Source organism: Martelella sp. FOR1707, assembly GCF_053484265.1.
In genome coordinates this window covers 377,006-399,755 of the sequence record NZ_JBAKFP010000002.1, presented here as the reverse complement: position 1 = coordinate 399,755, position 22,750 = coordinate 377,006, and the positions used below count along the sequence as shown (strand labels likewise).

Sequence of the window (22,750 nt, the reverse complement as noted above, 5' to 3'; positions counted from 1 at the left end):
GCACACATGTCCGCAACAGAGATCAGCACCACCACGCGCCTATTCCGACGGGCGGCACCTGCGCCGCTGACGCTTGCGGCGGGCGCGATTGCGGGGCTGATGCTGCTGCCGCTTGCGGCGATCGTCTGGCTCGCCTTCACCTCTGATCTTTCGTCGCTCGCCCATCTGGCGACGACGGTTCTGCCGGGCGCCGCGCGGCGGACCTTCTGGCTGTTGCTGCTGAACGGCCTGATCACCGGCGCGGTCGGGGTGATGACGGCGTGGTTGGTGGTGTCGTTCGACTTCCCCTTCCGCCGCCTGCTCTCATCTCTCCTTGTGCTGCCGCTCGCCATGCCGATCTATCTCGCCGCCTATGCCTTCGGCGAGTTCCTGGATTTCACCGGGCCGGTGCAGACGCTTTACCGCTCGATCTTCGGCTTCCAAAGCGCGCGCGATTATTATTTCCCCGATATCCGCTCGCTGGGCGGCGCGGTGCTGGTGATGTCGGCCGTGCTCTACCCTTACGTCTATCTGACCGCGCGCGCGGTTTTCGCCATGCAAGGGCGCAACGCGGCGGAGGTGGCGCGCACGCTGGGCGCAGGCCGCTGGCGGGTGCTGCGGCGGGTGCAGTTTCCGATGGCGCGGCCCGCGATCATCGTCGGCGTGACGCTGGTGCTGATGGAAAGCCTGAACGATATCGGCGCGGTGCAGTATCTCGGCGTCAACACGCTGACCTTCTCGATCTACGAGACCTGGCTGAACCGGGGCGATCTCGGCGGCGCGGCGCAGCTTTCGGCGATCATGCTGGTCTTCGTGCTGGGGTTGATCCTGCTCGAGCGGCTGGCGCGGCGCAACCAGCGTTACGCCGCTTCCCGCGCGAGCGGCGAAGCCGCACGGCAGCGCCTGACCGGCGGCAAGGCGGCGCTTGCGACCCTCTCCTGCACCATTCCGGTTGCCATCGGCTTTCTGATCCCGGCGCTGGTGCTCCTCGACTTCGCGCTGAAACGGCTGGACGATTTTGCATCCGCGCGCCTGCTGGAAGCGCTGGTGACCAGCATCACCGTGTCCGGGCTTGCCGCGATCGCCGCTGTGATCTTCGGCCTCACCCTTGCCTATGCCGTGAGAAGCCATGCCTCGCCCAGGACCCGCAGCCTCGCCCGGCTTGCCTCGCTCGGCTATGCCATTCCCGGCACGGTGCTGGCGATTGGCGTGCTGATCCCGCTCGCCGGCCTCGACAACTGGACCGACGGACTGATGCGCTCCGCCTTCGGCATCTCCACGGGGCTGGTGCTTTCTGGCAGCGGCTTTGCCATCGTCTATGCCTGCACCGCGCGGTTTCTGGCGATGGCCGAGGGCAGCGTCGATTCCGGCTTCCAGAAACTCTCACCCAATCTCGACATGGCCGCCCGCACGCTCGGGCGGACGCCGATGAAGGCGCTGTTTTCCGTGCTGCTGCCCAATATGCGCCCGGCGCTGTGGACCGCGGCGCTGCTGGTATTCATCGAAACGCTGAAGGAGCTTTCGGCCACGATCCTGCTGCGCCCCTTCAACTTCAACACGCTGGCAACCCTCGTCTATGAGGATGCGTCGCGCGCCGAGGTCGAAAGCGCCTCGGTGCCCGCCATCATCATTATTCTGGCGGGCTTGATCCCGGTGCTGCTGGTGTCGCGGTCGATGGACCGGCGGGGCTGACCCCGCTGCCCGTTACCCGATCTTCGGCGCAAGCGAGCCGTCGGCGTAGCGCTTGGCCATATCCGCCATCGGGATCGCCTTGATCTTGTCGGCGTGGCCGGCCGTGCCGAAGGCTTCGAAGCGTTCGATGCAGAGCTTGGTCATCGCCTCCATGGCGGGCTTCAGGTACTTGCGGGGGTCAAACTCGGATGGGTTCTCGGCAAACACCTTACGGATCGCGCCGGTCATGGCCATGCGGTTGTCAGTGTCGATGTTGACCTTGCGCACGCCGTGCTTGATGCCGCGCTGGATCTCTTCCACCGGCACGCCCCAGGTCGGTTTCATCTCGCCGCCATATTTGTTGATGATCTCCTGCAGTTCCTCCGGCACCGAGGAGGAGCCGTGCATGACCAGATGGGTATCCGGCAGGCGGCGATGGATTTCCTCGATCACATTCATCGCCAGCACGTCGCCATCCGGCTTGCGGGTGAACTTGTAGGCGCCGTGGCTGGTGCCCATGGCAACCGCCAGCGCATCCACCTGGGTTTCCTTGACGAACTGCACGGCCTGATCCGGATCGGTCAGCAACTGGTCATGCTCCAGCTTGCCCTCGAAGCCGTGGCCGTCCTCCTTCTCGCCCTCGCCGGTTTCCAGCGAGCCGAGAATGCCGATCTCGCCTTCCACCGATGCGCCGGCCCAGTGGGCGAAATCCGACACGCGGCGGGTGATGCCGGCGTTGTATTCATAATCCGCCGGAGTCGAACCGTCGGCCTTCAGCGAACCGTCCATCATCACCGAGGTGAAGCCGTATTTGATGGCGGTCATGCAGGTGGCTTCGTTGTTGCCGTGGTCCTGATGCATCACCAGCGGAATGTCGGGGTAGAGCTCCGACAGGCCCTCGATCAGCTTGGCAAGCACCAGGTCGTTGGCATAGGAACGCGCGCCGCGGCTGGCTTGGATGATCAGCGGCGACGACGTCTTCTTCGCCGCGGCCATGATCGCGAGACCCTGTTCCATATTGTTGATATTGAAGGCCGGCACGCCGTAGCCGTATTCGGCCGCGTGGTCGAGCAACTGCCGCAAGGTAATCATGGGCATCGCCAAGTCTCCTGTGATTGCACGCCGCCTTGGCCGGCGGCTCATCAAATGTTCCTTAGCCGCCCGAGTATGGCAGCTTTGTATTTTGATGATAGGAGTTGCGTCGAAAATAACAATACCATTTTACAAACAACACTTTAATTGTTATTTTAATCGTTATAAAATGTGATATTTATCATAAACAGCGGTGTTACATCAAAGACGCCACAACATTGGACATGGAGAGGCCGGTGAAAGCCGATGAAAGACGGGCGGCGATGATGGCGCTGCTGATGGAAAAGGGCACGGCGAGCGTCGATGAACTGAGCCTTCGATTCCATGTTTCGAAGATGACGGTGCACCGCGATCTCGACGAGCTGGAAGCGTCGGGACAGTTGCGCAAAGTGCGCGGCGGGGCTTCCGTTCAGTCGTCTGCGATGTTTCAGGCCGATTTCCGCTATCGCCAGAAAATGGCGGCTAATGAAAAGGCGCGGATCGCCGCCAGCGCTGCCGCCCTCGTGGAACCCGGCATGACGCTGATGATCGATGATTCGTCGACCGCGGCGAACCTGACCGAACACCTCACCCACCGCCTGCCGCTGACTGTGATTTCCAACAATCTGAGTGTTATATCACAACTGGCCGGCATTGCCGGGATCGAATTGATGGCGCTTGGCGGCCAGTACAGCCGAAAGTTCAACGGCTTTTTCGGCCTGCTGACGGAGGATGCGCTGAGGGGGCTGCGCGCCGATATCGGCTTCATCTCCGCCTCGGCGATTTACGAGGGCGCGGCCTTCCACCAGGATCCGGAGGTGGTGCAGACCAAGCGGCTGATCGTCAAGGGCGCCGAACGCCGCGTGCTTCTCGCCGACCACACCAAATTCGGCCGACCGGGCCTGCATTTCCTGACCGGGCTCGAAACCTTCACCGCCGTGTTCACCGGCTCCGAACTGGCGCCGGAGCAGCGCACCGTCTTGCAGGAAAAAGGCGTCGCGCTGCATTGCGTTGACGCCTGAATCCGGTATTCATCAGATCACACAAAGAACTTCAGTTGTGGAATGCCGATGGATACGCGCGAAACGATTACGCTCTACGAAGCCATAGGCGGAGCCGATGCCGTGGAAAGGCTGACGCGCCGGTTCTATGAGCTGATGGACACCCTGCCGGAGGCGGCGCGGTGTCGCGCGGTCCATCCCGCCGACCTTTCCGGCTCGGAAGCGAAATTTCGCGACTATCTGACCGGCTATCTCGGCGGCCCGCCAATCTATGTCGAAAAACACGGTCACCCGCGTCTCAGGATGCGTCATATGCCGGCGCCGATCGGACCGCAGGAGCGCGACGAATGGCTGCTGTGCTTCCGCCGCGCGCTGGAAGAGACCGTGCCCGATATCCGGCTGCGCGGCGTGATCATGCCGCCGATCGAAAAACTCGCTTATCATATGCAAAACAGGAACTGAGCATGGCAGGCCTTACGCTTTCATCACGCATCTTGCTGTTCTGCGGCGGCCTTGCCGGTGCCGCCGGCGTCATGCTCGCCGCAGCCGCCTATCACGGCGACAGCGCGGTGCTGCAATCGGCGGCACTCGTATGCCTCGCCAATGGCCCGGCGCTGCTGGCGCTGGCGCTGCTCGCGATGCGCACCGCGGTCGCCACGGCGGCGGGGATCGCGATCGCGCTTGGCACGCTGCTGTTCGCGGGCGATATCGCGGCGCTTTCTTATATGGGGTCCGGGCTGTTCCGCATGGCGGCCCCGGTGGGCGGCACCGCGATCATCGCCGGCTGGCTGCTGACGGCGCTTGCCGCGCTGCTGCCGGCAAGCCGCGACTGACTACTCCGCCTCGCCGTCGGGTATGCGACCGAAGCGCAGCAGATTGCCGTGCGGATCGGAGACGTAGAACTCCTTCATGCCCCATTCGCGCTCGGTAAAGCCCATCGGGTGAAGGATGCCGCGCATCTCGTATTCGGCATAAAGCGCGTCAATGCCGCCGCCGCGGATGTAGACCGAGGTCCGCTCGCAAAGCGTTTTGTCGTCGGTCAGCCAGAAGTGCAGCTCAAGACCGGGGCGGCGGAGGATGAGATAGCTCTCATCCTCGTGCACCACTTCAGAGAGCCCGAGCTTTTCAGTGTAGAACACCTTGGTCTCGGCAAGATTGACCGAGGGCAGAACGGGCAGGACTTCGATTTCCGCCGGGTCGCTCATCACTCGCCCTCGATCGTGTTGAAGCCTTCGAAGACCGGCGGTCCCAGATATTCCGCCTTGCGCTCGCTGGCATTCTTATGGGCATCGCGAAACTGCTCGGATTTTGTCCAGGCGGTGAAGGCTTCCTCGCTCTCCCACATCGTGTGCGAGGCATAAAGCGTGTAGCCTTCGTCCGCAAAATGCTTGCCCTTCAGCAGATGGAAGGAGATGAAGCCGGCGAGTTCGGCAAGGCGCGAATCACGCCCCTTCCAGATGGCCTCGAAAGCTTCCTCCGAGCCGGACGCGACCTTGAAGCGGTTCATTGCGATATACATTGTCTTACCTCTATCATTTTGTTGCCCTGACGGCGGATATCGGCGAGGTGAACCACCTCACAGATCCCGCGCACCGTGCCGCCACCACGCCCAGGCGCCGGTAAAGGGATGACGACGGCGCCGGAGCGCATTGCCGCGAAGCATCTGACCGGCATGCCGGCCGCATCGGCCCGGTGCAGGCCGATCAGGCGAATGCCATCGATATCACAGATCATCAGTTTCCGCGCTCATTCATGCTGTGAAGCGCCCGCTCCAGCGAGGATTTCGAACCGTTGCGGAGCGGGATGAACGCCTTGTTGAACTTCTTGCAGCCGGATTTGACCCTGACGCAGGCGTCATGGCTGATGCAGTCGATCGGGCAGAACACGCAGTCGACGGAGGGCAGCACCCGGTCGATCCGCGACACCGCCTCGCGCAGGCCGCCATCGTGGTGGATCAGTTCGGCCCCGAAGCCGTCGGCCACCGCACGCAGATGAGCGACCTGACAGTCGCGCCCGCCGACATAGAGAAAACTCCGGCCGGCAAGTCCATCCGGTGCCTCTGCGACTCGCGTCACCTCACCGGATTTCTGTTCGGCCCTGGCCGCTTTCCGCCGGTTTTTCTTCGCCATGACAGCCTCCTCATCAAGGGCGGTTTCACTTGGTTGCGGCGAGCTTATAAAACATGATTAAAAAGGTAAAGTTTAAATATGAGAATTATAGTCATGTTTTTGCGTTGCTCGCCGTCGGGCATTACAAATCGGCAATCCTCTCCGGCGGCGCTTTCCATGTCGCGGCGGGCGCGCTACAACACATGGCGAAATCGGAGGGACTTCCATGCTCGAGAAAATCGAAAGCCTGCCGGACAATCTGATCGGCTTCACGATCCACAAGGCGCTGAGCGCGAATGATTACCAGAACGTCCTGCTGCCGGCGCTTGAAACCCAGAGCGCGAAGGGCGGCGGACTGCGCCTGCTGCTGGTGACAGCCTCGGATTTCGCCGGCTCGGATGTCGGCACCGCCATGGGCGGTCAGCCCTTCCGCCGCTCCGAACCGCTGGAGTTCAAGAGCATTGCCATCGTCAGCGCCAACAAGGGCTTCACCCAGGCGGTGCAGATGTTCGGCATGCTGTTCCACGCCGATGTGAAGGTGTTCGGCCCCGACAGCCAGGGCGAAGCCATTTCATGGCTTGAGAAATAATCCCCGTCCCTACCGACAGTAGCGATAGCCGCTCTTGCGCTCGATCACATCGAGATGCATGTGGTCCTGATGGGTCGCATCGCTGCCGGGTGACAGCACCGTCGTGAAATAGAGGCAGGCCGCCGCGCTGACGGTGCGCTGAAAGGCGCCGACGGCGCTGCCGTCCTTTACGCGCGGCAGCATTTCCACCGTCTCGCCGCTCGAAAACGTCAGAGAACGGATATCGATTGCATTGCCCTTGGCATGTTCGGAAATCCTGGCGCCGTCCACATTGTTGCGGCTGCGGCAGACATAGGTTGACGCCTGTTCCACCTCGGTCAGCCGCGCATCCGGAGACAGAGCGATCTTCGCCGTCGGCTCGACATAGGACTTCGCCCATGTCGCGAGCGCAAGCGCGGTCTTGCAGCGCATCGTGCCCTCAGGGGAAAGCGCGACACCCTCCATCACCGCGGTGACCTTCAGCGGCCGCGCCATGCCGCAGGCCCCTTCCCCGTCGATTGGCTCCAGCACTTCATAGTCCGTCCCTAGCGCAGTCAGCGCCGCTGTGCAGCGCAGAAATTCACCATCGTCTTCCTCCGGCGGCTTCGGGTCCGGTGGCGGCGGGTTTTCCGCGCGTTCCTCGGGCACAGGCGGATCGTCCGGGAGATCCTCCTCAACGTCCTCGGCGGCCTCGCCTTCCGCGGGAGCGGGCTGCGCCGTCACCGTCGTTTCTTCCGCTGGCGGCGTTGGCGAAGCCTCCGCCTCCACGGCGGCATCGCCATCCGGACGCTGTTCCGGCACCGGCGGATTTTCGGGAAGGTCGAGCGCCATCAGGCATAACGCCATCGCCGGAATGAGAGCGACGGTCAGGGGTTTCCTGGAACTGGCCACGGGCTGTCCTCGGTTGATGTTGCCATGGGACAACGTGCAGTGGTGATGGACGGTTCCGCTCAAGCGTCCGCCACAAACGAAAACCCGGCGGGACGAGCCGCCGGGTTTCCAGTTATTTCAAAGCTTTGGCTATTCGATCGCCTTGACGATGTCCTCGGTCATCTTCTTGGCGTCACCGAGCAGCATCATCGTGCCGTCCTTGTAGAACAGCTCGTTATCGATGCCGGCATAGCCGGAGCCGAGCGAGCGCTTGACGAACAGGCAGGTCTTGGCCTTGTCGACATCGAGGATCGGCATGCCGTAGATCGGCGATGCCTTGTCGTCGCGCGCCGCCGGGTTGGTGACGTCGTTGGCGCCGATGACATAGGCGACGTCGGCCTGTGCGAATTCGGAGTTGATATCCTCCAGCTCGAACACCTCGTCATAGGGCACGTTGGCCTCGGCGAGCAGCACGTTCATGTGCCCCGGCATGCGCCCCGCGACCGGGTGAATGGCATATTTCACCTCGACGCCCTTTTCCTTGAGCTTGTCGGCAAGCTCTCGCAGCGCGTGCTGGGCCTGGGCGACCGCCATGCCGTAGCCCGGCACGATGATGACCCGGGAGGCGTTTTCCATCAGGAAGGCCGCATCGTCGGCAGAGCCGGTCTTGACCGTGCGGTCGATATCGGAAGCCCCGGCTGCCGATGCGCTATCGCCGCCAAAGCCGCCGAGAATGACGGAGATGAACGAGCGGTTCATGCCCTTGCACATGATGTAGGACAGGATCGCGCCCGACGAGCCGACCAGCGCGCCGGTGACGATCAGCGCCATATTGCCGAGCGTGAAGCCGATGCCGGCGGCCGCCCAACCCGAATACGAGTTCAGCATCGAGACCACAACTGGCATGTCGGCCCCGCCGATCGGCACGATCAGCAGCACGCCAAGCACCAGCGCCAGAATGACGATAAGCCAGAAGTGAACCGGATTGGCCGTTGCCGACAGCGACACGATGAACAGCACAAGACCGGCCAGAAGCGCGATATTGATGAGATGGCGCGCCGGCAGCAGGATCGGCTTGCCGGACATGCGCCCGTCAAGCTTCAGGAAGGCGATGATCGAGCCGGTAAAGGTGATCGCGCCGATCGCGGCGCCAATCGAGAGCTCGATCAGGGCGCGCAGATGAATATCATCCGGCGTGCCGATGCCGAAGCTTTCCGGCGAATAAAGTGCGGCGCCTGCCACCAGCACGGCGGCAAGACCGACGAGCGAGTGGAAGCCGGCCACAAGCTGCGGCATCGCGGTCATCGGAATCGTGCGGGCGATATAGGCTCCGATGCCGCCGCCGATGGCAAGCGCGAGCACGATCAGGATCAGCGCCGGGAAATCCGGCTTGGCCAGCAACAGCGTGGTGACGATCGCGATCCCCATGCCGACCATGCCGTAAAGGTTGCCCTTGCGGCTGGTGGAGGGGTGCGACAGGCCCCGCAGCGCCAGAATGAACAGCACGGCGGAGACGAGAAACAGCAAGGCTGCAAGATTGACAGACATCGTCTATGGCCTCACTTCTCTTTTTTCTTGTACATCGCCAGCATGCGCTGGGTAACGAGAAAGCCGCCGAAAATGTTGATCGCGACCAGGATGAGAGCAATGAAGCCCATGCCGGTGGCAATGCCGCTTGCGGAAAGGGCAACCGCGAGAAGCGCGCCGACCACGATCACCGAGGAGATCGCGTTGGTGACCGCCATCAGCGGGGTATGCAGCGCTGGCGTTACCGACCACACCACGTAGTAGCCGACGAATACGGCAAGCACGAAGATCGCGAGCTGGAACACGAAGGGGTCGATGACCCCGCCGGTCGCGCCATGAGCAAGGGCTGCAAGTGATCCATCCTCGAGATTGCCGAGCGCGCTTTTGGCGTGCTCCAGCGACATCATCGCCTGGTCGATCGAGCTATGAACATCATCTAACGGCATCAGGCTTCTCCCCCGGCGGCCGGGCCGCCGAATTTCGGATGAATGAGCGCGCCCTCATGCGTCAGCAGAGTGGCGGCGACAAGCTCGTCTTCCCGGTTGATTTTCAGATCGCCGGTTTCCTTATCGACCAGCGTTTCGAAGAAGGTCAGCAGGTTCTTGGCGTAAAGCGCGGAAGCGCTGGCGGCGATCCGGCCCGGCAGGTTTTCGTAACCGATGACGTTGACGCCCTCGACCTCGGTCACCGCGCCGGCGACCGCGCCTTCGATATTGCCGCCGCGCTCGACCGCAAGGTCGACTGCGACCGAGCCGAGCTTCATCGCCGAAAGCATCTGGCGGCTGACAAGCCGGGGCGCGGGGCGGCCGGGGATCAGCGCGGTGGTGATGACGATGTCCTGCTTGGCGATGTGGGAAGCAACAAGCTCAGCCTGCTTGGCCTGATATTCGGCCGACATTTCCTTGGCATAGCCGCCGGCGGTTTCGGCCGCCTTGAACTCGTCATCCTCGACCGCGATGAATTTCGCGCCGAGCGAGGCGACCTGCTCCTTGGCTGCGGGGCGCACATCGGTGGCCGAAACCACGGCGCCGAGACGGCGCGCAGTCGCGATCGCCTGGAGGCCGGCAACGCCCGCGCCCATGACGAACACGCGCGCGGCCGGAACGGTGCCCGCCGCCGTCATCATCATCGGCATGGCGCGGTCGAACACCGCCGCCGCCTCGATCACGGCCTGATAGCCGGCAAGGTTCGCCTGCGAGGACAAGACGTCCATCGACTGCGCGCGGGTGATGCGCGGCATCAGCTCCATGGCGAAAGCGGAAATCCCCTTCCCGGCCATCGCCGACAGCGCGTCCTCATGGCCGTAGGGGTCCATGGTTGCGATCACAATCGCGCCGCTCTTGTAGCCGGAAAATTCCTGCTCTCCGGGGCGGCGGACGCGGAAGATGACATCGGCATTGGCAGCGGCCTCGGGGCCGGCGATCTCGGCGCCCGCAGCGCGGAACGCCTCGTCATCCATGCGTGAATTAAGGCCGGCGCCGCTTTCGACGATCACGTCGAAGCCGAGGCCCTTCAGTTTCTTGACCGTGTCAGGAGAAGCGGCGACGCGCGTTTCCGCGTCCGTCGTCTCCTTCGGTACGAATAGTGTCTTGCTCAAGACATGCTCCCAGATTGAAGTCGGAACGGACGGCAGCCGTCAGCAGCGCGCCGGCTTGCCGGCACGCCCAATTCCGCAGAAAATCGATTTTCTTCCAAGGCTTTCAGCGCAGGATAACGTAGCCAAGCACGCTGATGACGATGAAGATGATCAGACTGCCGATGAAACCGAAAGGCCCAAGCAGGCCCGCCGCCATCGCAACCATCAGCGCAACCAGATGGATCGTGCCATATTTCGTGCCATTGACGAACATCTTGTAGGTTTTGGCGTGTTCCGAAAAATCCGCCTCGTCTGCGGGCTGGGACATTTCGACATTCTGCATAGACTTCCCTCCTTTGCGGCGTCACCGCACTCGCCGCCATCTCCGGCCGGCCAAACTCCCTCGGGGCTCCCGATTATCATACCTTGTTTCACGCTTTCAACAACGCCATCGGAAAACTCCGCCCATTCAATCGATTATTGATGAGGACAATTGACAGCATTTATTTAGGTTGATATCAACTTATATCATTCGATGACCCGCTTGCGCGGTCGTGATGGCACGGGAGGCCGGATTTTGATGCGCACTATTCCCTATCGCTGGATCATGGTTGCCGCGGGCGCGGTGATCGGCTGCCTCGCCATCGGCGCGATCTTCTCGCTGCCCGTCTTCCTGCGGCCGATGGCGGACGCCACGGGCTGGTCGACCACCGGCATCTCAACGGCCATGACCATCGGCTTCATCACGTCCGCCCTCGCGAGCATGATCATGGGTTCGCTGTCGGACCGGATCGGCCCGCGCCCCGTGGTTCTCGCCGGCAGCGTGGCGATGGTCGCGGCCCTCCTCCTCGGCAGCGTCAGCCCAAGCCTGCTGGCGTTTCAAATGAGCTTCGGCCTGGTCTCAGGCCTTGCGATCGCGGCACTGATGGCGCCGATGATGTCGTCCATCGTCGGCTGGTTCGATACCCACCGCTCGCTCGCCGTGTCGCTGGTTTCGGTCGGCTTCGGCGTCGCGCCGATGACGATGTCGCCGCTCGCCGCTTTTCTGGTCGAGGGGTATGACTGGCGCACCGCGATGCAGATCATCGCAGTCGTGGTGGCCGTGCTAATGCTGCCCGCCGCGATGCTGATCCGCCGGCCTCCGCAGGTCGAGGCGAGCATGCCCGGCATAGCCGGGGCGGAGCCGGAGATCACGGTGGCGGAAGCGATCCGCTCGCCGCAGTTCATCGTGCTTTGCCTCACCAATTTCTTCTGCTGCGCCACCCATGCGGGCCCGATCTTCCACACCGTCAGCTATGCCGTGACCTGCGGCATTCCGCTGATGGCGGCGGTTTCGATCTATTCGATCGAGGGCCTGGCCGGGCTCGGCGGCCGCGTCGCCTTCGGCATTCTCGGCGACCGGCTGGGGGCCAAGCGGGTTCTGGTCGCCGGCCTTTTCGCCCAGGCCTTCGGCGCGCTCGCCTATGCCTTCGTCCGCGAACTTGCCGGCTTCTACGCCGTTGCCGCGCTCTTCGGATTCATCTATGCCGGCGTGATGCCGCTCTATGCGGTGCTGGCGCGTGAAAACTTCCCGCAGCGGATGATGGGCACCGTCATCGGCGGCACCGGGCTTGCCGGCGGCCTCGGCATGGCGCTTGGCCCGCTCGCCGGCGGGCTGATCTACGATGCCTTCGCGACCTACACGTGGATGTATGTCGGCGCCTGGGGCATGGGCATCGGCGCCACGCTGATGGCACTCACCTTCCGCTCCCGCGCGAGCCGCGGCACAGCCGCGCCGCAGCCTGCCTGAGGCCAGATCAAACGCCAGCGCTGCTGCCGCCCTCTGCGGGCAGGATGGCGCCGGTAGTCCACCGGGCCTCATCGGAAAGGAGATAGAGCGCCACCCGAGCCATGTCGTCGGGATCGGCGATGTAGTTCATCGGCGCGGCTGCCGCAATCTGCTCCCGCGCTTCCTCAGTCGGCATCCAGCTATCGAACATCTCCGAACGGGTTGAACCCGGCGCAATGGCATTGATGCGAATGCCCTGGCGGCCATAAGCGACAGCCGCCGATTTCGTCAGCCCGCCGACGCCCCATTTGCTGGCGCTATAGGCGGCAAGCGACGACACGCCGATCAACCCGCCGATGGAGGAGGTGTTGACGATCGAGCCGCCATCGCCCTGCTCCAGCATGGCCGCAATCTCGTATTTCATCGACAGGAACACGCCGCGCAGGTTGACTGCCATGATGCGGTCGAAGTCCTCTGCAGTGGTCTCGTGCAGGCGACCCGCGCCGCCGGCGCCGGCATTGTTGAAGGCAAGATCGATGCGACCATAAGCTCGCCGCACGGCATCGACGGCGTTCCTGACCGACGCTTCATCAACCACATCACAGGTAACGGCCTCAACAGCAAACCCTTTGCCGCGAAGCTCCTCGGCAAGGCTGTTCAGCCTGTCTGTTCGCCGGGCGGCGGCGACGACACGCGCGCCCTCTTCAGCGAAAAGCCGCACGGCGGCCTCGCCGATCCCGCTCGTGGCGCCTGTAACGAGCACCGCCTTGTCCTGAAGCCGGTTAAAGGTGGTTTCCAGTTTGGGAGGATGGTTATAAGTCATTGATGGAAGTCTCCGATGTTGACGATGTCAACATGGTAACGGACGTTGACGTTGTCAACATGCATTCGAAGCGCTGGAATGAGGTTTTTATGACGGACACGCGTACCAGGCTTGTCGAGGCCGCCGCCGCCCTGCTAGACGAGGGCGGCCCCGCCGCGGTGACGCTTCGTGAGGTTGCCGGTCGCGTCGGCCTCTCCCACAATGCGCCCTACCGCCATTTCAAGGACAAGGACATGCTGCTCGCCGGAATTGCGGAACGCGAGCTTGATGTTTCCCGCAAGAACTGGCAGGCGGTTGCCGATGGAAACATGACGCTCATTGATGCCTTGCGTGAGCACGTGCGCCGGGCGATCGCATGGCCGCAACGGTTCAGCCTGACATACGGCCCTTGGCCCGCGGCGGTAAGACACGCCCTGACGAGCGGGAATGAGGCTCAGCAGACCTTTCTGTCAGCCGTCGTCGCGGCACAGGCCCGCGGCGAGCTGCCGCCGGGCGAACCCGAACGTCTTGCCCGGCTTATTCTGGCGACCGCAAATGGCGCGGCCACGCAGGTTATCAACGGCCATTTGGCACGCGGCGGAAAATGGAACGGTGATGCCGAGGACGTGGTCGCCGACCTGTTGGCTTTCCTAAGCCGCAATTAGGCCTACCCGCAACTTTCCATCGTTCGGGACGGTGAAATCCGTCGCAAAATTCCAAAACCGCTCGTTTTTCGGTCCGTATTGTACCAAAGGCATGTTGCGTGGCCTTGACAACTTCCATTAAGGAAGACGGACGGTTTGGAGGCCCCAATGAGACCACTAATAATAATAAGCCGTGCGATCGACAGGCTGAACGAATTCATCGGACATTCGGTGTCCTGGCTCCTTCTGGTCGCGATCCTGGTCAGCGCAGGCAATGCGGTCAGCCGCAAGCTGTTTTCGCTGTCCTCGAACGCAATGCTGGAGCTGCAATGGTACCTTTACGGCGCCGTGTTCATGCTGGCGACCGCCTACGCGCTCTTGAAGAACGAGCATATCCGCATCGACATCCTTTCGGGGTCGTGGTCCCGGCGGACCCGCGACTGGATCGATCTCGTGCTCCACATCATCTTCCTGGTGCCGTTCGCATCCATGATGGTCTACCTTGCCTGGCCGTGGTTCCTGCGCTCCTTCCTTTCCGGCGAGCACTCCACCAATGCCGGCGGGCTGATCCTGTGGCCGGCGAAATCCTTCATCCTCATCGGCTTTACCCTGCTTTTGCTGCAGGCCTTTTCCGAGATCATCAAACGGGCGGCCGCGCTTTCCGGTCACCTGAAAGAAGACGAAGAACTCTATGCCGACGCCGGCAATGCCGCCCATATGATGACCGAGGACCAGCCGCATGATTGATCTCGTCGCGCACAATCTCGCGCCCATCATGTTCGTTTCCGTGATGGCGATGCTGCTTCTCGGCTACCCGGTCGCCTTCACGCTGGCCGCCGGCGGGCTGATCTTCTTCGTGCTGGGCGTCGAGTTCTCCTCGATCTCGCCGGAAATCAATCTGTTCTGGCCGCTGCTGCAATCCCATCCAGACCGGTTTTTCGGCGGGATCATGTCGAACGAGACGCTGCTCGCGGTTCCGTTCTTCACCTTCATGGGCATCATCCTCGAGCGATCGCGCATGGCCGAGGACCTGCTGGATACGATCGGGCAGCTCTTCGGGCCGGTCCGCGGTGGCGTCGCCTATGCCGTGGTTCTGGTCGGCGCGCTTCTGGGCGCCACTACCGGCGTGGTCGCGGCCTCCGTCATGGCGATGGGGCTGATCTCGCTGCCGGTGATGCTGCGCTACAGCTATGACCGCTCGTTCGCCACCGGCACGATCGCCGCCTCCGGGACGCTGGCGCAGATCGTGCCGCCCTCGCTGGTGCTGATTGTCATGGCCGACCAGCTCGGCCGTTCCGTTGGCGACATGTATATCGGCGCGCTCTATCCCTCGCTGATGGTGATCGCGGCCTACTGCCTCTACGTGTTCATCACGACGCTGATCCGCCCGAAGGCCGCGCCGGCCATGCCGGTGGAAGCCCGTACACTCGGCAACGGCGTCACCTCGCTGTTCGTGATGATCGCGATCGCAGTCGCGCTCTACTTCCTCGGTTATCACGTGCTGTTCACGGCGCTTGACGAGGCCTGGCGGTTCGTGGCGGCGCTGTTCTTCGGCGTGGTCGTGATCTATCTCGCGGCACTTGCCAACGACCGGTTCAAGCTCAACATCCTGTCGCGGCTTTCCCAGCAGGTCATCATCGTGATGGTGCCGCCGCTGGCGCTGATCTTCCTGGTGCTCGGCACGATCTTCCTCGGCATTGCAACGCCGACGGAAGGCGGGGCGATGGGCGCGACCGGCGCACTGGTTCTGGCGATCGCCAAGGGTCGCCTCAATTTCACGGCGCTGAAGGCGGCGCTCGACGCCACCACCAAGCTTTCAGCCTTCGTGATGATGATCCTGATGGGCGCGCGCGTCTTCAGCCTCACCTTCTACGGCATCAACGGCAATGTCTGGATCGAGGACCTGCTGACCAGCCTGCCGGGCGGGGAATACGGCTTCCTGATCGTGGTCACGATCATTGTGTTCATCCTGGGCTGCTTCCTCGATTTCTTCGAGATCGCCTTCATCATGGTGCCGCTCCTGGTGGCGCCGGCCCAGGCGCTCGGCATCGACCTGATCTGGTTCGGCATCATTCTCGGCCTCAACCTGCAGACCTCGTTCCTGACCCCGCCCTTCGGCTTCTCGCTGTTTTATCTGCGCTCGGTGACGCCGGCCGGCGAGTGGCGGGACAAGGCCACCGGCGCGACGATGCGCGGCGTCAGAACGCTGGAGATCTACAAGGGGATCGTACCGTTCATCATCATCCAGTTCCTGGCGATCCTGGCGGTGATTTTCTTCCCGAAACTGGTCACCCATTATCAGGATGACGTCGTCCGGGTCGATCCGGACACGATCCAGATCGAAATGCCGTCCTTCGGCGAAGGCGGCGACAATTTCGGTTTCGACAGCGGCTTCGGCGGCGAAAGCAACGATCCGTTCGCCCTGCCCGATTTCGGCAGCGGCGACCAGCCCGCGAACGGCGGCTCGGATGGCTTCAACCTCGATGATCCGCCGGATCTGAATTTCAACTGATCCGACTGACCACAAAAAACCCCGGAAGCGGCTGCTTCCGGGGTTTTCCATTCTCAACAAACCAGCTCGTTACGAAAGCGGCTTGATCTGCCCGGCGTTCTGGGCGGCCATCATGAACTGGTCGTAGCGGAATTCGCAGGTCTTCAGCCAGCCATAGGCGTCGTTCTTGTAGACGGTCTGATCGTTGTAGATCTTCTTGAACATCGCGTTCTCGGCGCCAAGCTCCGCATAGACTTCCATCGCGGCGTTGTAGCAGGCCTGCATGATGTCGGTGCTGAAGCCCTTCATCTGCGCGCCGTCGGCGATCAGTTCGCGGATCGCGACCGGGTTCTTGACGTCGTATTTCGCCATCATGTTGGTGTTGGCGAAGGCGCAGGCATCGTCGAGTGCCGCCTGGTAGTGCTTCGGTAGTTCCTGATATTTCTGCTTGTTGAAGAAGCCGTGGATCACCGGACCGCCTTCCCACCAGCCGGGATAGTAGTAATACTTGGCGACCTTGTAGAAGCCGAGCTTCTGGTCGTCATAGGGGCCGACGAATTCGGCGGCGTCGATCGTGCCCTTTTCCAGCGCCGGATAGATATCGCCGCCGGCAAGCTGCTGAGGCACGACGCCGACTTTTTCCATCACCTTGCCGGCAATGCCGGCGATGCGCATCTTCAGGCCCTTGAGGTCGTCGACCGTGTTCACTTCCTTGGAGAACCAGCCGCCCATCTGCGCGCCGGTATTGCCGGCGGGGAGCCCGTAGACTCCGTAGCCGTCAAAAAACTCGTTCATCAGCGTGTTGCCGTTGCCCTGATAGAACCAGGCATTCGAAAGCCGCGCGTTGAGCCCGAAGGGGATTGCCGTGCCGATTGCGAATGTCGGGTCCTTGCCCCAGAAATAGTAGGAGCAGGTATGCGCCGCTTCCACCGTGCCGTCCTGAACGGCATCGAGCGCCTGCAGGCCGGGAACGATCTCGCCGGCGGCATAGCACTGGATCTCGAAATTGCCGCCTGTGGCAGCCCCGACGTGATTGGCAATATCCTCCGCGCCGCCGTAAATCGTATCCAGCGACTTCGGGAACGACGACGTCAGACGCCAGGTGATCTTCGGATTTTCCTGCGCGATGGCGGGTGCTGCGAGCGCGGTGGCGGCAGCGGCGCCAACGCCGCCCGCACCGACCTTTTTCATAAAGGAACGACGGTCCATAAATACCTCCCAGTTGTGATGTGCCCGCACAAATCCTCCGGCGGACGTCTTGCGAGGAAAGCACTTTGCTCCCGTGGTTTCAACTCCTGCACGAGCCGCCAAGCGCGTTTTTAGGCCGCCATATGCCCGGCCTTAAACGAAGGTCTAATAGGCGGTGGATCAATTTCGCTTATCAGGCCAATCGAAATTCGCATCGCGCCGACAAAGGAAACATTTGACAGCGCTGCTGCCACTCGACATCACTTCACTCATTCGCAACAGGCAGGGAAAAATCCATGTCCACCCCCATCATTGCCGTTCCCGCAGACACCAAGGTCATTGGCGAGATCACCTGGCATTCGGCCCAGCAGCAATATGTCGGGGCGGCGCTGGATGTGGCGGGGGTCATGAGCCTGATCGTCCCGGCCTATGCCGAGGGCGCTGACATCGACGCCGTGCTCGACAGGGTTGAAGGCGTGATGATCACGGGCGCCGCCAGCAATGTCGCGCCCCAGCTTTACGGCAAGCAGGCCGAGGAGAAGGACGGACCCTTCGATCCCGGCCGCGATGCCATCACCCTGCCGCTGATCCGCCGCGCCATTTCGCGCGGCATCCCGCTTCTGTGCATCTGCCGGGGCATTCAGGAACTGAACGTCGCACTCGGCGGAACGCTGATCAGCGAGGTTCACGAGCTTGATGACCGCATCGACCATCGCGAACCCGAGGCCGGCAATCGCGATGAGAAGTTCGTGATCCGCCAGCCCGTCTTCATCAAGGAAGGCACCTGCCTCGCGGACATTCTCGGTGCCGGCGAGGTGACGGTGAATTCGCTGCACCGGCAGGCGATCGGCGATCTCGCGCCGAATCTGGCGGTGGAGGCTGTCGCCGAGGACGGCACCGTCGAGGCCGTCTCGGTCATCGGGGCAACCAATTTCGCCGTCGGCGTCCAGTGGCACCCCGAATACTGGGCCCGCACCGACAGCGCATCCCGCAAGCTGTTCGAGGCCTTCGGCGACGCGGTGCGCGCCTTCGCCCGGTCGAAGGACGGATTTGCGAGCGCCGCTCAGTAGAGCCAGGCGAAAGCCCGCTTCAGAAACGCCTGCCCATCGTGTCGCACCGGCGCGCCGTGGGCGAACAGCACGTGCTCTGTCGGCCATTGCAGTATCCGCCGCACCTTTTCGCGCGTTGCGGCGCGATCGGTAAAGGCAATGCGAAATTTGCGCGGCACGGCGGGCTCGGCACCCTGCATGGCGTCGAGCCTGGCCACTACGCCGCGCCATCCTGAAAACCAGCCGCGTTCGAAGTGCTGGATCAGGTCGGTGAAGATCGCCGCTCCGCTGTCACGGTGGAAGAACACGACCTCGGTCATGATCCGGTTGCCGTCAAGCACGACGCACTCGATCTCGTCCGACCATTGCGCCGCCACAGCTTCGTCTTCCAGAAATCCCGCGAAGGCGATGTCGCCGCGCTTTTGAGCAAGCGCCCGCGGACCATATACGTCTGCCGAGGGAAATGCGTCGGCCCATTCCCGCATAAAAACGTGATGGAGCGTATTGGGCGCGACAAGGAAGCGCGGATCGCCGAGCGCGGTGACCGCCTCGACCAGCGCAGGAGACGCGGCAATCGGCGACCAGATCATCAGGTGACCGCCACTGAGGCGGACCACCGCCATCCGCGTGGAATAGCAGAACCCCATATTCGCTTTGACGACCGGGCCGTCCGCAATCCACAGATTGGCGCCAAGTTGTTCCAGCATCACGTGCTACCTATCTTTACATATGTGCAAAAATACACAACTGTATAAAAATGACAAGATTATCCCGCACCGAACGTTCGCGCTCACTGATCCTCACCGCCGCCGAGGACATGTTTCGGCGCAAGGGCTTTGCCGCGACCACAATGGAGGATATCGCCGAGGGCGCGGGACTTACCCGCAAGACCGCCTATAATCTGTTCTCTTCCAAGGAGGATATCGCGCTTGCGTTGATCGCACGGGCAGAAGCCGATGACAGCCGCTACCGCGACAGGATGGCAGCCGATGAGAACGCGACGGCGCTACTCTGCGCGATGTTCCGCGACAGTGCCGCATGGTGCCACGCCAACCCCACGCTTGCCGAACTGGCGCTGCGGCCCGCCCGCCGCCCCGGTCTTGCGCCGCCCCCGGACCGGCCATCCTTTCAGGGGCTGGTGCGGGATGTCGTCGCCCTCGGGCAGGGTCAGGGAATATTCCGCCGTGACGAGGCCCCGGAATTCATGGCGCTGATCCTGCTTGCGGTCTTCGGCCAGGCCATGCTGAGCGCGCTTGCCGGCGATCCGCTGACCGAAGACGAGATCACCGACATCGTGCGCATCGTCACTGAGGGCATCGGGACCTGACGGCACGGCGAAGATCAGCGCCGCCGCCCCTTCATCCGCAGTCCGTCGCGCATGTTCAGCGCCATCAGCGCGATATTGACGGCGCCGAAGGTGAGTTCGATCGCCTGCACGGCATAAAACGACGCATCAAACGCGCCCGCCTCCGCCTTTGACGCGAGAAACAGCGCGCAGGGGATCAGCACGATTATGCCGTTGGCGGCGATGAGCGGCATGCGCCTGCGCTTTGCCGAAACCATCGGTCCGCGCATCTTCCCCGCAAGGCGGAAGCCCGAAAGGCCCGCCAGCGCCAGAAGCGGCACCAGCAACAGAAAGCCCCACGGGATGACGGCCTTGACCAGCGTCACCAGTTCGGGGCCGGCAAAAATCTCCGCCAGAACCGTCGAGAGCCAGAAAGTGGCGATGATCGCCAGCGCGAATGCGCCGGCTACGGGATGCATGGTCTTCAGCATGGTCGTACTCCTGTCAATTTATATAGCAAGCTATATATCATTGCATAGCAAGCTATGCAACTGCTACCGAAGCACATGTCCTTTTTCAAAGACTCATCGGCCGGCTACCTGACCAACCACCTCGCGCGGCTTCTCGAGCGCGGTCTGGCCGCCCGCATCCGGCCGCTCGGGTTGACGACCGGCACCTTCCCGGCGCTGCTGGAATTATGGGAAAATGACGGACTGACGCAAAAGCAGCTGGTGGAGCGGCTCGATATCGAGCAGGCGACCATGGCCAACACCCTGTCGCGCATGGAGCGCGATGGGTTGATCAGGCGGGAAAAGGACCCCGGGGATGGCCGCGTTCAGCGCATCCGGCTGACGGAGCGCGCCCGGGCCCTGCGCGATCCCGCGATCGCCGCCGCCACGGCGGAAAACGAAGACGCTCTCCACGCCCTTTCGGACGAGGAAAGCGCACAGTTCATCTCACTCATGCAGAAAATCATCGCGGCCCGAAAGCAGCAATCGTAATCTTCGACCTCACGCTTTCGGCGTGAACGGCGTCTCCGGGACCGGGGTGACCGGACGGCCCTCGGCGAACCAGGACTTTAGATTGTCGGCCACCAGTTGCGCCATGGCGCGGCGGGTAGCGACGGAGGCCGAGGCGACATGCGGCAACACGCTGACGGTTTCGAAGGTGAGCAGCTTTTCCGGCACATGCGGCTCGTCATAGAACACGTCGAGACCCGCGCCGCCGAGCGTGCCGGCTTCAAGCGCCGCAATCAGATCGTCCTCGTCCACCGTCCATCCCCGGCCGACATTGACGAGGATGCCGTTCGGGCCCAGCGCCTTCAGGATGTCCGCATTGATGGTCTTGTGGGTTTCGTCGGTTTTCGGAACGATCGCGATCAGCGTATCCACGGCGTCCGCCAGCGAGGCGAGCGTCGGGTGATAGGCATAGGCCACGCCCTTTTTCGGGCTGCGGGTGTGGTAGGAAATCTCGACCTTGAACGGTTCCAGCCGCGCGGCGATCTCCTCGCCGATCCGGCCGAGACCGTAAAGCCCGACCTTGCGGCCTTTCAGCGTGAACGGCGAAAGCTCGAACGCGCCATCGCGCTCCCAGCGGCCGTCGCGCACCCACTTTTCGGCGAAATAGAACTGACGCACCGTGTTGAGAAGCAGCGCGATGGCGGTGTCGGCAACCTCGTCGTTCAGCACATTCGGCGTATGGGTAATGATGATGCCGCGCTCTGCGGCATGGTCAGTATCGATGCCGTCATAGCCAACGCCCGGGCAGGTGATGATTTCAAGGTTCGGCAAGCCATCCATCTGCTCCGCCGAAAACCCGCCAAAGGCGATCACCGCGCGGATATCGGCCGCGCGGGCGCCGAGCGCGCTCACGCCCTCCTCGGGCATGTCCAGCAGGTCGTAGTCATCGGCCAGCGCCTCTTCGATGAACTTGTTGAGCTTCTGCGACAGCAGCACGGCAGGTTTGGGCATAGGGCCTCCGAGGGTATTCTTTTCTGATTGATAAATTAGACCGCGAGCGGGTTTTCCGCCGCCTCGCGATGGGGACCGGTGGATTGGCGGATGCGCATTTCCGGCTTGATAAGATGCATGCCGTTCGGCGCACTGGAGCCTGCCAGCCGGTCCAGAAGCGCGCGCGCGGCAAGCCGGCCGACCTCGGCCTGGCCGTTCCAAACGGTCGTCAGCGATGGCGTGGCGATCGAGGCTTCCTCGAGGTCGTCATAGCCGGTGACCGAAATGTCGACGCCCGGCGTCAGCCCGGCGCGGGAGATGCCGTTCATCAGCCCGATCGCCACCAGATCGTTCCAGCAGACCGCGGCCGTCGGCTTCTGCGGCAGGGACAGGAAGTGCACCGCCGCCTCGAAGCCGCCCTGCTTGGAGCGTGGGCCCGGTATGCGCAGGCCCGGATCGACAGGGATCCCGGCCTTCTTCAGCGCATTGACATAGCCGGCATAGCGGTCGCGGCCCGTGGACGTCTGGTCGGTCCCGCCGATCATCGCGATGCAGCGATGGCCGAGACCGATCAGGTGGTTGGTCGCAAGCGCAATGCCGTAGCTGTCGTCGCCGCGATAGGTCGGCAGGTCCAGTTCCTCAAGCGTGCGCGCCACGAAGATCGCGGGCATGCCGTTGTCCTCGGCAAGCTGCACATCGGCGGCCGGCGTGCCGATCGCCGGCGACATGATCACGCCGTCGCCGCCAAGCTGCAGCAGCGTCTCGATGAAATTGCGCTGTTTTTCGACCGAGTCGTAATGGTTGGAGAGGATGAATGTATGCTGGTTGCGGTCGAGCTCGCTTTCGATCGCCTTCAGGATCTCGCCGTAGAACGGGTTCATGATGTCATGCACCACCACCCCGATAATGCCGGAGCGCGAGGTGCGCAGACTGGCGGCGCGGCGATTGTAGATGTAGCCGAGCGCGCGGGCCTGTTCCTTGATCCTGTCCCGCGTGGCCGCCGCCACCAGCGGGCTGTCGCGCAATGCCAGCGAGACCGTGGCCGTCGAGATGCCCAGCGACTCCGCGATGGTGGAGAGTTTGACTTTCTGGGCCACGACATACTCCGAATTGACGTGCGGCACCCCTCTGCGCCGCGTTCATTTAAATTTTTTAAACAAAAATCTTGGCTATTTCAACTATCCATCTACAATCGGTTTAATA

28 protein-coding genes are annotated in these 22,750 nt (G+C 62.6%); 12 read left to right on the top strand and 16 right to left on the bottom strand.

Translation table 11 applies throughout. The annotated features are described in order from the left end of the window. The first annotated feature begins 6 nt into the window (after nucleotides 1–6). The gene (locus tag V6765_RS05725) at nucleotides 7–1,671 is read left to right on the top strand and encodes an ABC transporter permease (RefSeq protein ID WP_448427181.1); all 1,665 of its coding nucleotides are present in this window, start codon (nucleotides 7–9) and stop codon (nucleotides 1,669–1,671) included. A 12-nt stretch (nucleotides 1,672–1,683) separates the two neighbouring features. Here V6765_RS05725 and fba read toward each other — a convergent pair whose 3' ends face one another. Further along, entirely contained in the window at nucleotides 1,684–2,748 is a 1,065-nt protein-coding gene (gene fba, locus V6765_RS05720; RefSeq protein ID WP_448427180.1) for a class II fructose-bisphosphate aldolase, read from the bottom strand. 230 nt (nucleotides 2,749–2,978) lie between these two features. Here fba and V6765_RS05715 point away from each other — a divergent pair, with 230 nt between their 5' ends. Genes V6765_RS05715 through V6765_RS05705 form a run of 3 tightly spaced genes read left to right on the top strand, consistent with a single transcriptional unit; the run spans nucleotide 2,979 to nucleotide 4,555 of the window. Beyond that, nucleotides 2,979–3,743, top strand: coding sequence for a DeoR/GlpR family DNA-binding transcription regulator (locus V6765_RS05715; protein WP_448427179.1), 765 nt, complete (start codon nucleotides 2,979–2,981; stop codon nucleotides 3,741–3,743). A 48-nt stretch (nucleotides 3,744–3,791) separates the two neighbouring features. Next, nucleotides 3,792–4,184, top strand: a complete 393-nt coding sequence (locus tag V6765_RS05710) for a group II truncated hemoglobin (RefSeq protein WP_448427178.1) — start codon at nucleotides 3,792–3,794, stop codon at nucleotides 4,182–4,184. A 2-nt stretch (nucleotides 4,185–4,186) separates the two neighbouring features. Further along, nucleotides 4,187–4,555, top strand: coding sequence for a DUF423 domain-containing protein (locus V6765_RS05705; RefSeq protein WP_448427177.1), 369 nt, complete (start codon nucleotides 4,187–4,189; stop codon nucleotides 4,553–4,555). Here V6765_RS05705 and V6765_RS05700 read toward each other — a convergent pair whose 3' ends face one another. The 4 genes from V6765_RS05700 to V6765_RS05685 are packed head-to-tail and all read right to left on the bottom strand — an operon-like array spanning nucleotide 4,556 to nucleotide 5,851. Further along, nucleotides 4,556–4,927, bottom strand: a complete 372-nt coding sequence (locus tag V6765_RS05700; protein ID WP_448427176.1) for a bleomycin resistance protein — start codon at nucleotides 4,925–4,927, stop codon at nucleotides 4,556–4,558. Beyond that, nucleotides 4,927–5,241, bottom strand: a complete 315-nt coding sequence (locus V6765_RS05695; RefSeq protein WP_448427175.1) for an antibiotic biosynthesis monooxygenase family protein — start codon at nucleotides 5,239–5,241, stop codon at nucleotides 4,927–4,929. The genes V6765_RS05700 and V6765_RS05695 overlap by 1 nt, the downstream gene beginning before the upstream one ends. Next, nucleotides 5,226–5,456 (bottom strand): hypothetical protein, encoded by a 231-nt coding sequence (locus V6765_RS05690; RefSeq protein ID WP_448427174.1) that lies wholly within the window; start codon nucleotides 5,454–5,456, stop codon nucleotides 5,226–5,228. The genes V6765_RS05695 and V6765_RS05690 overlap by 16 nt, the downstream gene beginning before the upstream one ends. Next, nucleotides 5,456–5,851, bottom strand: coding sequence for a DUF2325 domain-containing protein (locus V6765_RS05685; protein ID WP_448427173.1), 396 nt, complete (start codon nucleotides 5,849–5,851; stop codon nucleotides 5,456–5,458). Before V6765_RS05685 ends, V6765_RS05690 begins: the two co-directional genes overlap by 1 nt. A gap of 205 nt (nucleotides 5,852–6,056) precedes the next feature. Here V6765_RS05685 and V6765_RS05680 point away from each other — a divergent pair, with 205 nt between their 5' ends. After that, nucleotides 6,057–6,419, top strand: coding sequence for an STAS/SEC14 domain-containing protein (locus V6765_RS05680; protein ID WP_448427172.1), 363 nt, complete (start codon nucleotides 6,057–6,059; stop codon nucleotides 6,417–6,419). 9 nt (nucleotides 6,420–6,428) lie between these two features. On the opposite strand, the gene V6765_RS05675 is transcribed toward V6765_RS05680, so the two are convergent. The 5 genes from V6765_RS05675 to V6765_RS05655 all read right to left on the bottom strand — a co-directional run bounded on the left by V6765_RS05675 (nucleotide 6,429) and on the right by V6765_RS05655 (nucleotide 10,714). Continuing rightward, complete coding sequence (locus V6765_RS05675; RefSeq protein ID WP_448427171.1) at nucleotides 6,429–7,289, bottom strand: extensin family protein; 861 nt, start codon at nucleotides 7,287–7,289, stop codon at nucleotides 6,429–6,431. 129 nt (nucleotides 7,290–7,418) lie between these two features. Then, the gene (locus V6765_RS05670) at nucleotides 7,419–8,816 is read right to left on the bottom strand and encodes an NAD(P)(+) transhydrogenase (Re/Si-specific) subunit beta (RefSeq protein WP_448427170.1); all 1,398 of its coding nucleotides are present in this window, start codon (nucleotides 8,814–8,816) and stop codon (nucleotides 7,419–7,421) included. A gap of 11 nt (nucleotides 8,817–8,827) precedes the next feature. Beyond that, complete coding sequence (locus V6765_RS05665) at nucleotides 8,828–9,241, bottom strand: proton-translocating transhydrogenase family protein (RefSeq protein ID WP_448427169.1); 414 nt, start codon at nucleotides 9,239–9,241, stop codon at nucleotides 8,828–8,830. Further along, a complete protein-coding gene (locus V6765_RS05660; protein WP_448427168.1) occupies nucleotides 9,241–10,392 on the bottom strand; it encodes a Re/Si-specific NAD(P)(+) transhydrogenase subunit alpha in 1,152 nt (383 codons plus the stop codon). The genes V6765_RS05665 and V6765_RS05660 overlap by 1 nt, the downstream gene beginning before the upstream one ends. Nucleotides 10,393–10,495: 103 nt before the next feature. Beyond that, entirely contained in the window at nucleotides 10,496–10,714 is a 219-nt protein-coding gene (locus V6765_RS05655) for an aa3-type cytochrome c oxidase subunit IV (RefSeq protein WP_018062845.1), read from the bottom strand. A gap of 237 nt (nucleotides 10,715–10,951) precedes the next feature. Between V6765_RS05655 and V6765_RS05650 the strand changes: the two genes are divergently transcribed. Further along, nucleotides 10,952–12,160: an MFS transporter gene (locus V6765_RS05650; RefSeq protein WP_448427167.1), complete on the top strand. Its 1,209-nt coding sequence runs from the start codon at nucleotides 10,952–10,954 to the stop codon at nucleotides 12,158–12,160. Nucleotides 12,161–12,167: 7 nt separating this feature from the next. On the opposite strand, the gene V6765_RS05645 is transcribed toward V6765_RS05650, so the two are convergent. Next, the gene (locus V6765_RS05645) at nucleotides 12,168–12,962 is read right to left on the bottom strand and encodes an SDR family NAD(P)-dependent oxidoreductase (RefSeq protein WP_448427166.1); all 795 of its coding nucleotides are present in this window, start codon (nucleotides 12,960–12,962) and stop codon (nucleotides 12,168–12,170) included. A 2-nt stretch (nucleotides 12,963–12,964) separates the two neighbouring features. On the opposite strand from V6765_RS05645, the gene V6765_RS05640 reads away from it, so the two are divergent. The 3 genes from V6765_RS05640 to V6765_RS05630 all read left to right on the top strand — a co-directional run bounded on the left by V6765_RS05640 (nucleotide 12,965) and on the right by V6765_RS05630 (nucleotide 16,097). Continuing rightward, nucleotides 12,965–13,606: a TetR/AcrR family transcriptional regulator gene (locus tag V6765_RS05640; protein ID WP_448427165.1), complete on the top strand. Its 642-nt coding sequence runs from the start codon at nucleotides 12,965–12,967 to the stop codon at nucleotides 13,604–13,606. A 147-nt stretch (nucleotides 13,607–13,753) separates the two neighbouring features. Next, entirely contained in the window at nucleotides 13,754–14,332 is a 579-nt protein-coding gene (locus tag V6765_RS05635; protein WP_448427164.1) for a TRAP transporter small permease subunit, read from the top strand. Beyond that, the gene (locus V6765_RS05630) at nucleotides 14,325–16,097 is read left to right on the top strand and encodes a TRAP transporter large permease (RefSeq protein WP_448427163.1); all 1,773 of its coding nucleotides are present in this window, start codon (nucleotides 14,325–14,327) and stop codon (nucleotides 16,095–16,097) included. The genes V6765_RS05635 and V6765_RS05630 overlap by 8 nt, the downstream gene beginning before the upstream one ends. A 69-nt stretch (nucleotides 16,098–16,166) precedes the next feature. On the opposite strand, the gene V6765_RS05625 is transcribed toward V6765_RS05630, so the two are convergent. After that, a complete protein-coding gene (locus tag V6765_RS05625) occupies nucleotides 16,167–17,285 on the bottom strand; it encodes a TRAP transporter substrate-binding protein (protein WP_448427162.1) in 1,119 nt (372 codons plus the stop codon). Between the two features lie 275 nt (nucleotides 17,286–17,560). On the opposite strand from V6765_RS05625, the gene V6765_RS05620 reads away from it, so the two are divergent. Next, nucleotides 17,561–18,334 (top strand): gamma-glutamyl-gamma-aminobutyrate hydrolase family protein, encoded by a 774-nt coding sequence (locus tag V6765_RS05620; RefSeq protein WP_448427161.1) that lies wholly within the window; start codon nucleotides 17,561–17,563, stop codon nucleotides 18,332–18,334. Here the strand turns inward: V6765_RS05620 and V6765_RS05615 are convergent. Further along, nucleotides 18,328–19,020: a DUF4336 domain-containing protein gene (locus V6765_RS05615; protein ID WP_448427160.1), complete on the bottom strand. Its 693-nt coding sequence runs from the start codon at nucleotides 19,018–19,020 to the stop codon at nucleotides 18,328–18,330. The two genes, V6765_RS05620 and V6765_RS05615, sit on opposite strands and share 7 nt — an antisense overlap. Before the next feature lie 50 nt (nucleotides 19,021–19,070). On the opposite strand from V6765_RS05615, the gene V6765_RS05610 reads away from it, so the two are divergent. Further along, nucleotides 19,071–19,640 carry a TetR/AcrR family transcriptional regulator gene (locus V6765_RS05610; protein ID WP_448427159.1) on the top strand — a complete coding sequence of 190 codons (570 nt, stop codon included), beginning with the start codon at nucleotides 19,071–19,073 and terminating at the stop codon, nucleotides 19,638–19,640. Nucleotides 19,641–19,654: 14 nt separating this feature from the next. Here V6765_RS05610 and V6765_RS05605 read toward each other — a convergent pair whose 3' ends face one another. After that, complete coding sequence (locus V6765_RS05605; RefSeq protein WP_448427158.1) at nucleotides 19,655–20,089, bottom strand: hypothetical protein; 435 nt, start codon at nucleotides 20,087–20,089, stop codon at nucleotides 19,655–19,657. 75 nt (nucleotides 20,090–20,164) lie between these two features. On the opposite strand from V6765_RS05605, the gene V6765_RS05600 reads away from it, so the two are divergent. Further along, the gene (locus V6765_RS05600; protein WP_448427157.1) at nucleotides 20,165–20,599 is read left to right on the top strand and encodes a MarR family winged helix-turn-helix transcriptional regulator; all 435 of its coding nucleotides are present in this window, start codon (nucleotides 20,165–20,167) and stop codon (nucleotides 20,597–20,599) included. A 9-nt stretch (nucleotides 20,600–20,608) separates the two neighbouring features. Here the strand turns inward: V6765_RS05600 and V6765_RS05595 are convergent, their stop codons facing one another. Further along, on the bottom strand, nucleotides 20,609–21,568 hold the full coding sequence (locus V6765_RS05595; RefSeq protein WP_448427156.1) for a 2-hydroxyacid dehydrogenase: 960 nt from the start codon (nucleotides 21,566–21,568) through the stop codon (nucleotides 20,609–20,611). Nucleotides 21,569–21,603: 35 nt separating this feature from the next. Then, complete coding sequence (locus V6765_RS05590) at nucleotides 21,604–22,644, bottom strand: LacI family DNA-binding transcriptional regulator (RefSeq protein WP_448427155.1); 1,041 nt, start codon at nucleotides 22,642–22,644, stop codon at nucleotides 21,604–21,606. Nucleotides 22,645–22,750: the final 106 nt, after the last annotated feature.

Bases quoted from the DNA above. Each gene is read 5' to 3' on its own strand.
- V6765_RS05685 (WP_448427173.1), bottom strand. From the start codon at position 5,851: ATGGCGAAGAAAAACCGGCGGAAAGCGGCCAGGGCCGAACAGAAATCC.
- V6765_RS05630 (WP_448427163.1), top strand. From the start codon at position 14,325: ATGATTGATCTCGTCGCGCACAATCTCGCGCCCATCATGTTCGTTTCC.
- V6765_RS05625 (WP_448427162.1), bottom strand. From the start codon at position 17,285: ATGGACCGTCGTTCCTTTATGAAAAAGGTCGGTGCGGGCGGCGTTGGC.
- V6765_RS05620 (WP_448427161.1), top strand. From the start codon at position 17,561: ATGTCCACCCCCATCATTGCCGTTCCCGCAGACACCAAGGTCATTGGC.
- V6765_RS05650 (WP_448427167.1), top strand. From the start codon at position 10,952: ATGCGCACTATTCCCTATCGCTGGATCATGGTTGCCGCGGGCGCGGTG.
- V6765_RS05635 (WP_448427164.1), top strand. From the start codon at position 13,754: ATGAGACCACTAATAATAATAAGCCGTGCGATCGACAGGCTGAACGAA.
- fba (WP_448427180.1), bottom strand. From the start codon at position 2,748: ATGCCCATGATTACCTTGCGGCAGTTGCTCGACCACGCGGCCGAATAC.
- V6765_RS05640 (WP_448427165.1), top strand. From the start codon at position 12,965: ATGGAAGTCTCCGATGTTGACGATGTCAACATGGTAACGGACGTTGAC.
- V6765_RS05595 (WP_448427156.1), bottom strand. From the start codon at position 21,568: ATGCCCAAACCTGCCGTGCTGCTGTCGCAGAAGCTCAACAAGTTCATC.
- V6765_RS05725 (WP_448427181.1), top strand. From the start codon at position 7: ATGTCCGCAACAGAGATCAGCACCACCACGCGCCTATTCCGACGGGCG.
- V6765_RS05655 (WP_018062845.1), bottom strand. From the start codon at position 10,714: ATGCAGAATGTCGAAATGTCCCAGCCCGCAGACGAGGCGGATTTTTCG.
- V6765_RS05610 (WP_448427159.1), top strand. From the start codon at position 19,071: ATGACAAGATTATCCCGCACCGAACGTTCGCGCTCACTGATCCTCACC.
- V6765_RS05670 (WP_448427170.1), bottom strand. From the start codon at position 8,816: ATGTCTGTCAATCTTGCAGCCTTGCTGTTTCTCGTCTCCGCCGTGCTG.
- V6765_RS05680 (WP_448427172.1), top strand. From the start codon at position 6,057: ATGCTCGAGAAAATCGAAAGCCTGCCGGACAATCTGATCGGCTTCACG.
- V6765_RS05700 (WP_448427176.1), bottom strand. From the start codon at position 4,927: ATGAGCGACCCGGCGGAAATCGAAGTCCTGCCCGTTCTGCCCTCGGTC.
- V6765_RS05695 (WP_448427175.1), bottom strand. From the start codon at position 5,241: ATGTATATCGCAATGAACCGCTTCAAGGTCGCGTCCGGCTCGGAGGAA.
- V6765_RS05705 (WP_448427177.1), top strand. From the start codon at position 4,187: ATGGCAGGCCTTACGCTTTCATCACGCATCTTGCTGTTCTGCGGCGGC.
- V6765_RS05645 (WP_448427166.1), bottom strand. From the start codon at position 12,962: ATGACTTATAACCATCCTCCCAAACTGGAAACCACCTTTAACCGGCTT.
- V6765_RS05605 (WP_448427158.1), bottom strand. From the start codon at position 20,089: ATGCTGAAGACCATGCATCCCGTAGCCGGCGCATTCGCGCTGGCGATC.
- V6765_RS05710 (WP_448427178.1), top strand. From the start codon at position 3,792: ATGGATACGCGCGAAACGATTACGCTCTACGAAGCCATAGGCGGAGCC.
- V6765_RS05690 (WP_448427174.1), bottom strand. From the start codon at position 5,456: ATGATCTGTGATATCGATGGCATTCGCCTGATCGGCCTGCACCGGGCC.
- V6765_RS05665 (WP_448427169.1), bottom strand. From the start codon at position 9,241: ATGCCGTTAGATGATGTTCATAGCTCGATCGACCAGGCGATGATGTCG.
- V6765_RS05600 (WP_448427157.1), top strand. From the start codon at position 20,165: ATGTCCTTTTTCAAAGACTCATCGGCCGGCTACCTGACCAACCACCTC.
- V6765_RS05615 (WP_448427160.1), bottom strand. From the start codon at position 19,020: ATGCTGGAACAACTTGGCGCCAATCTGTGGATTGCGGACGGCCCGGTC.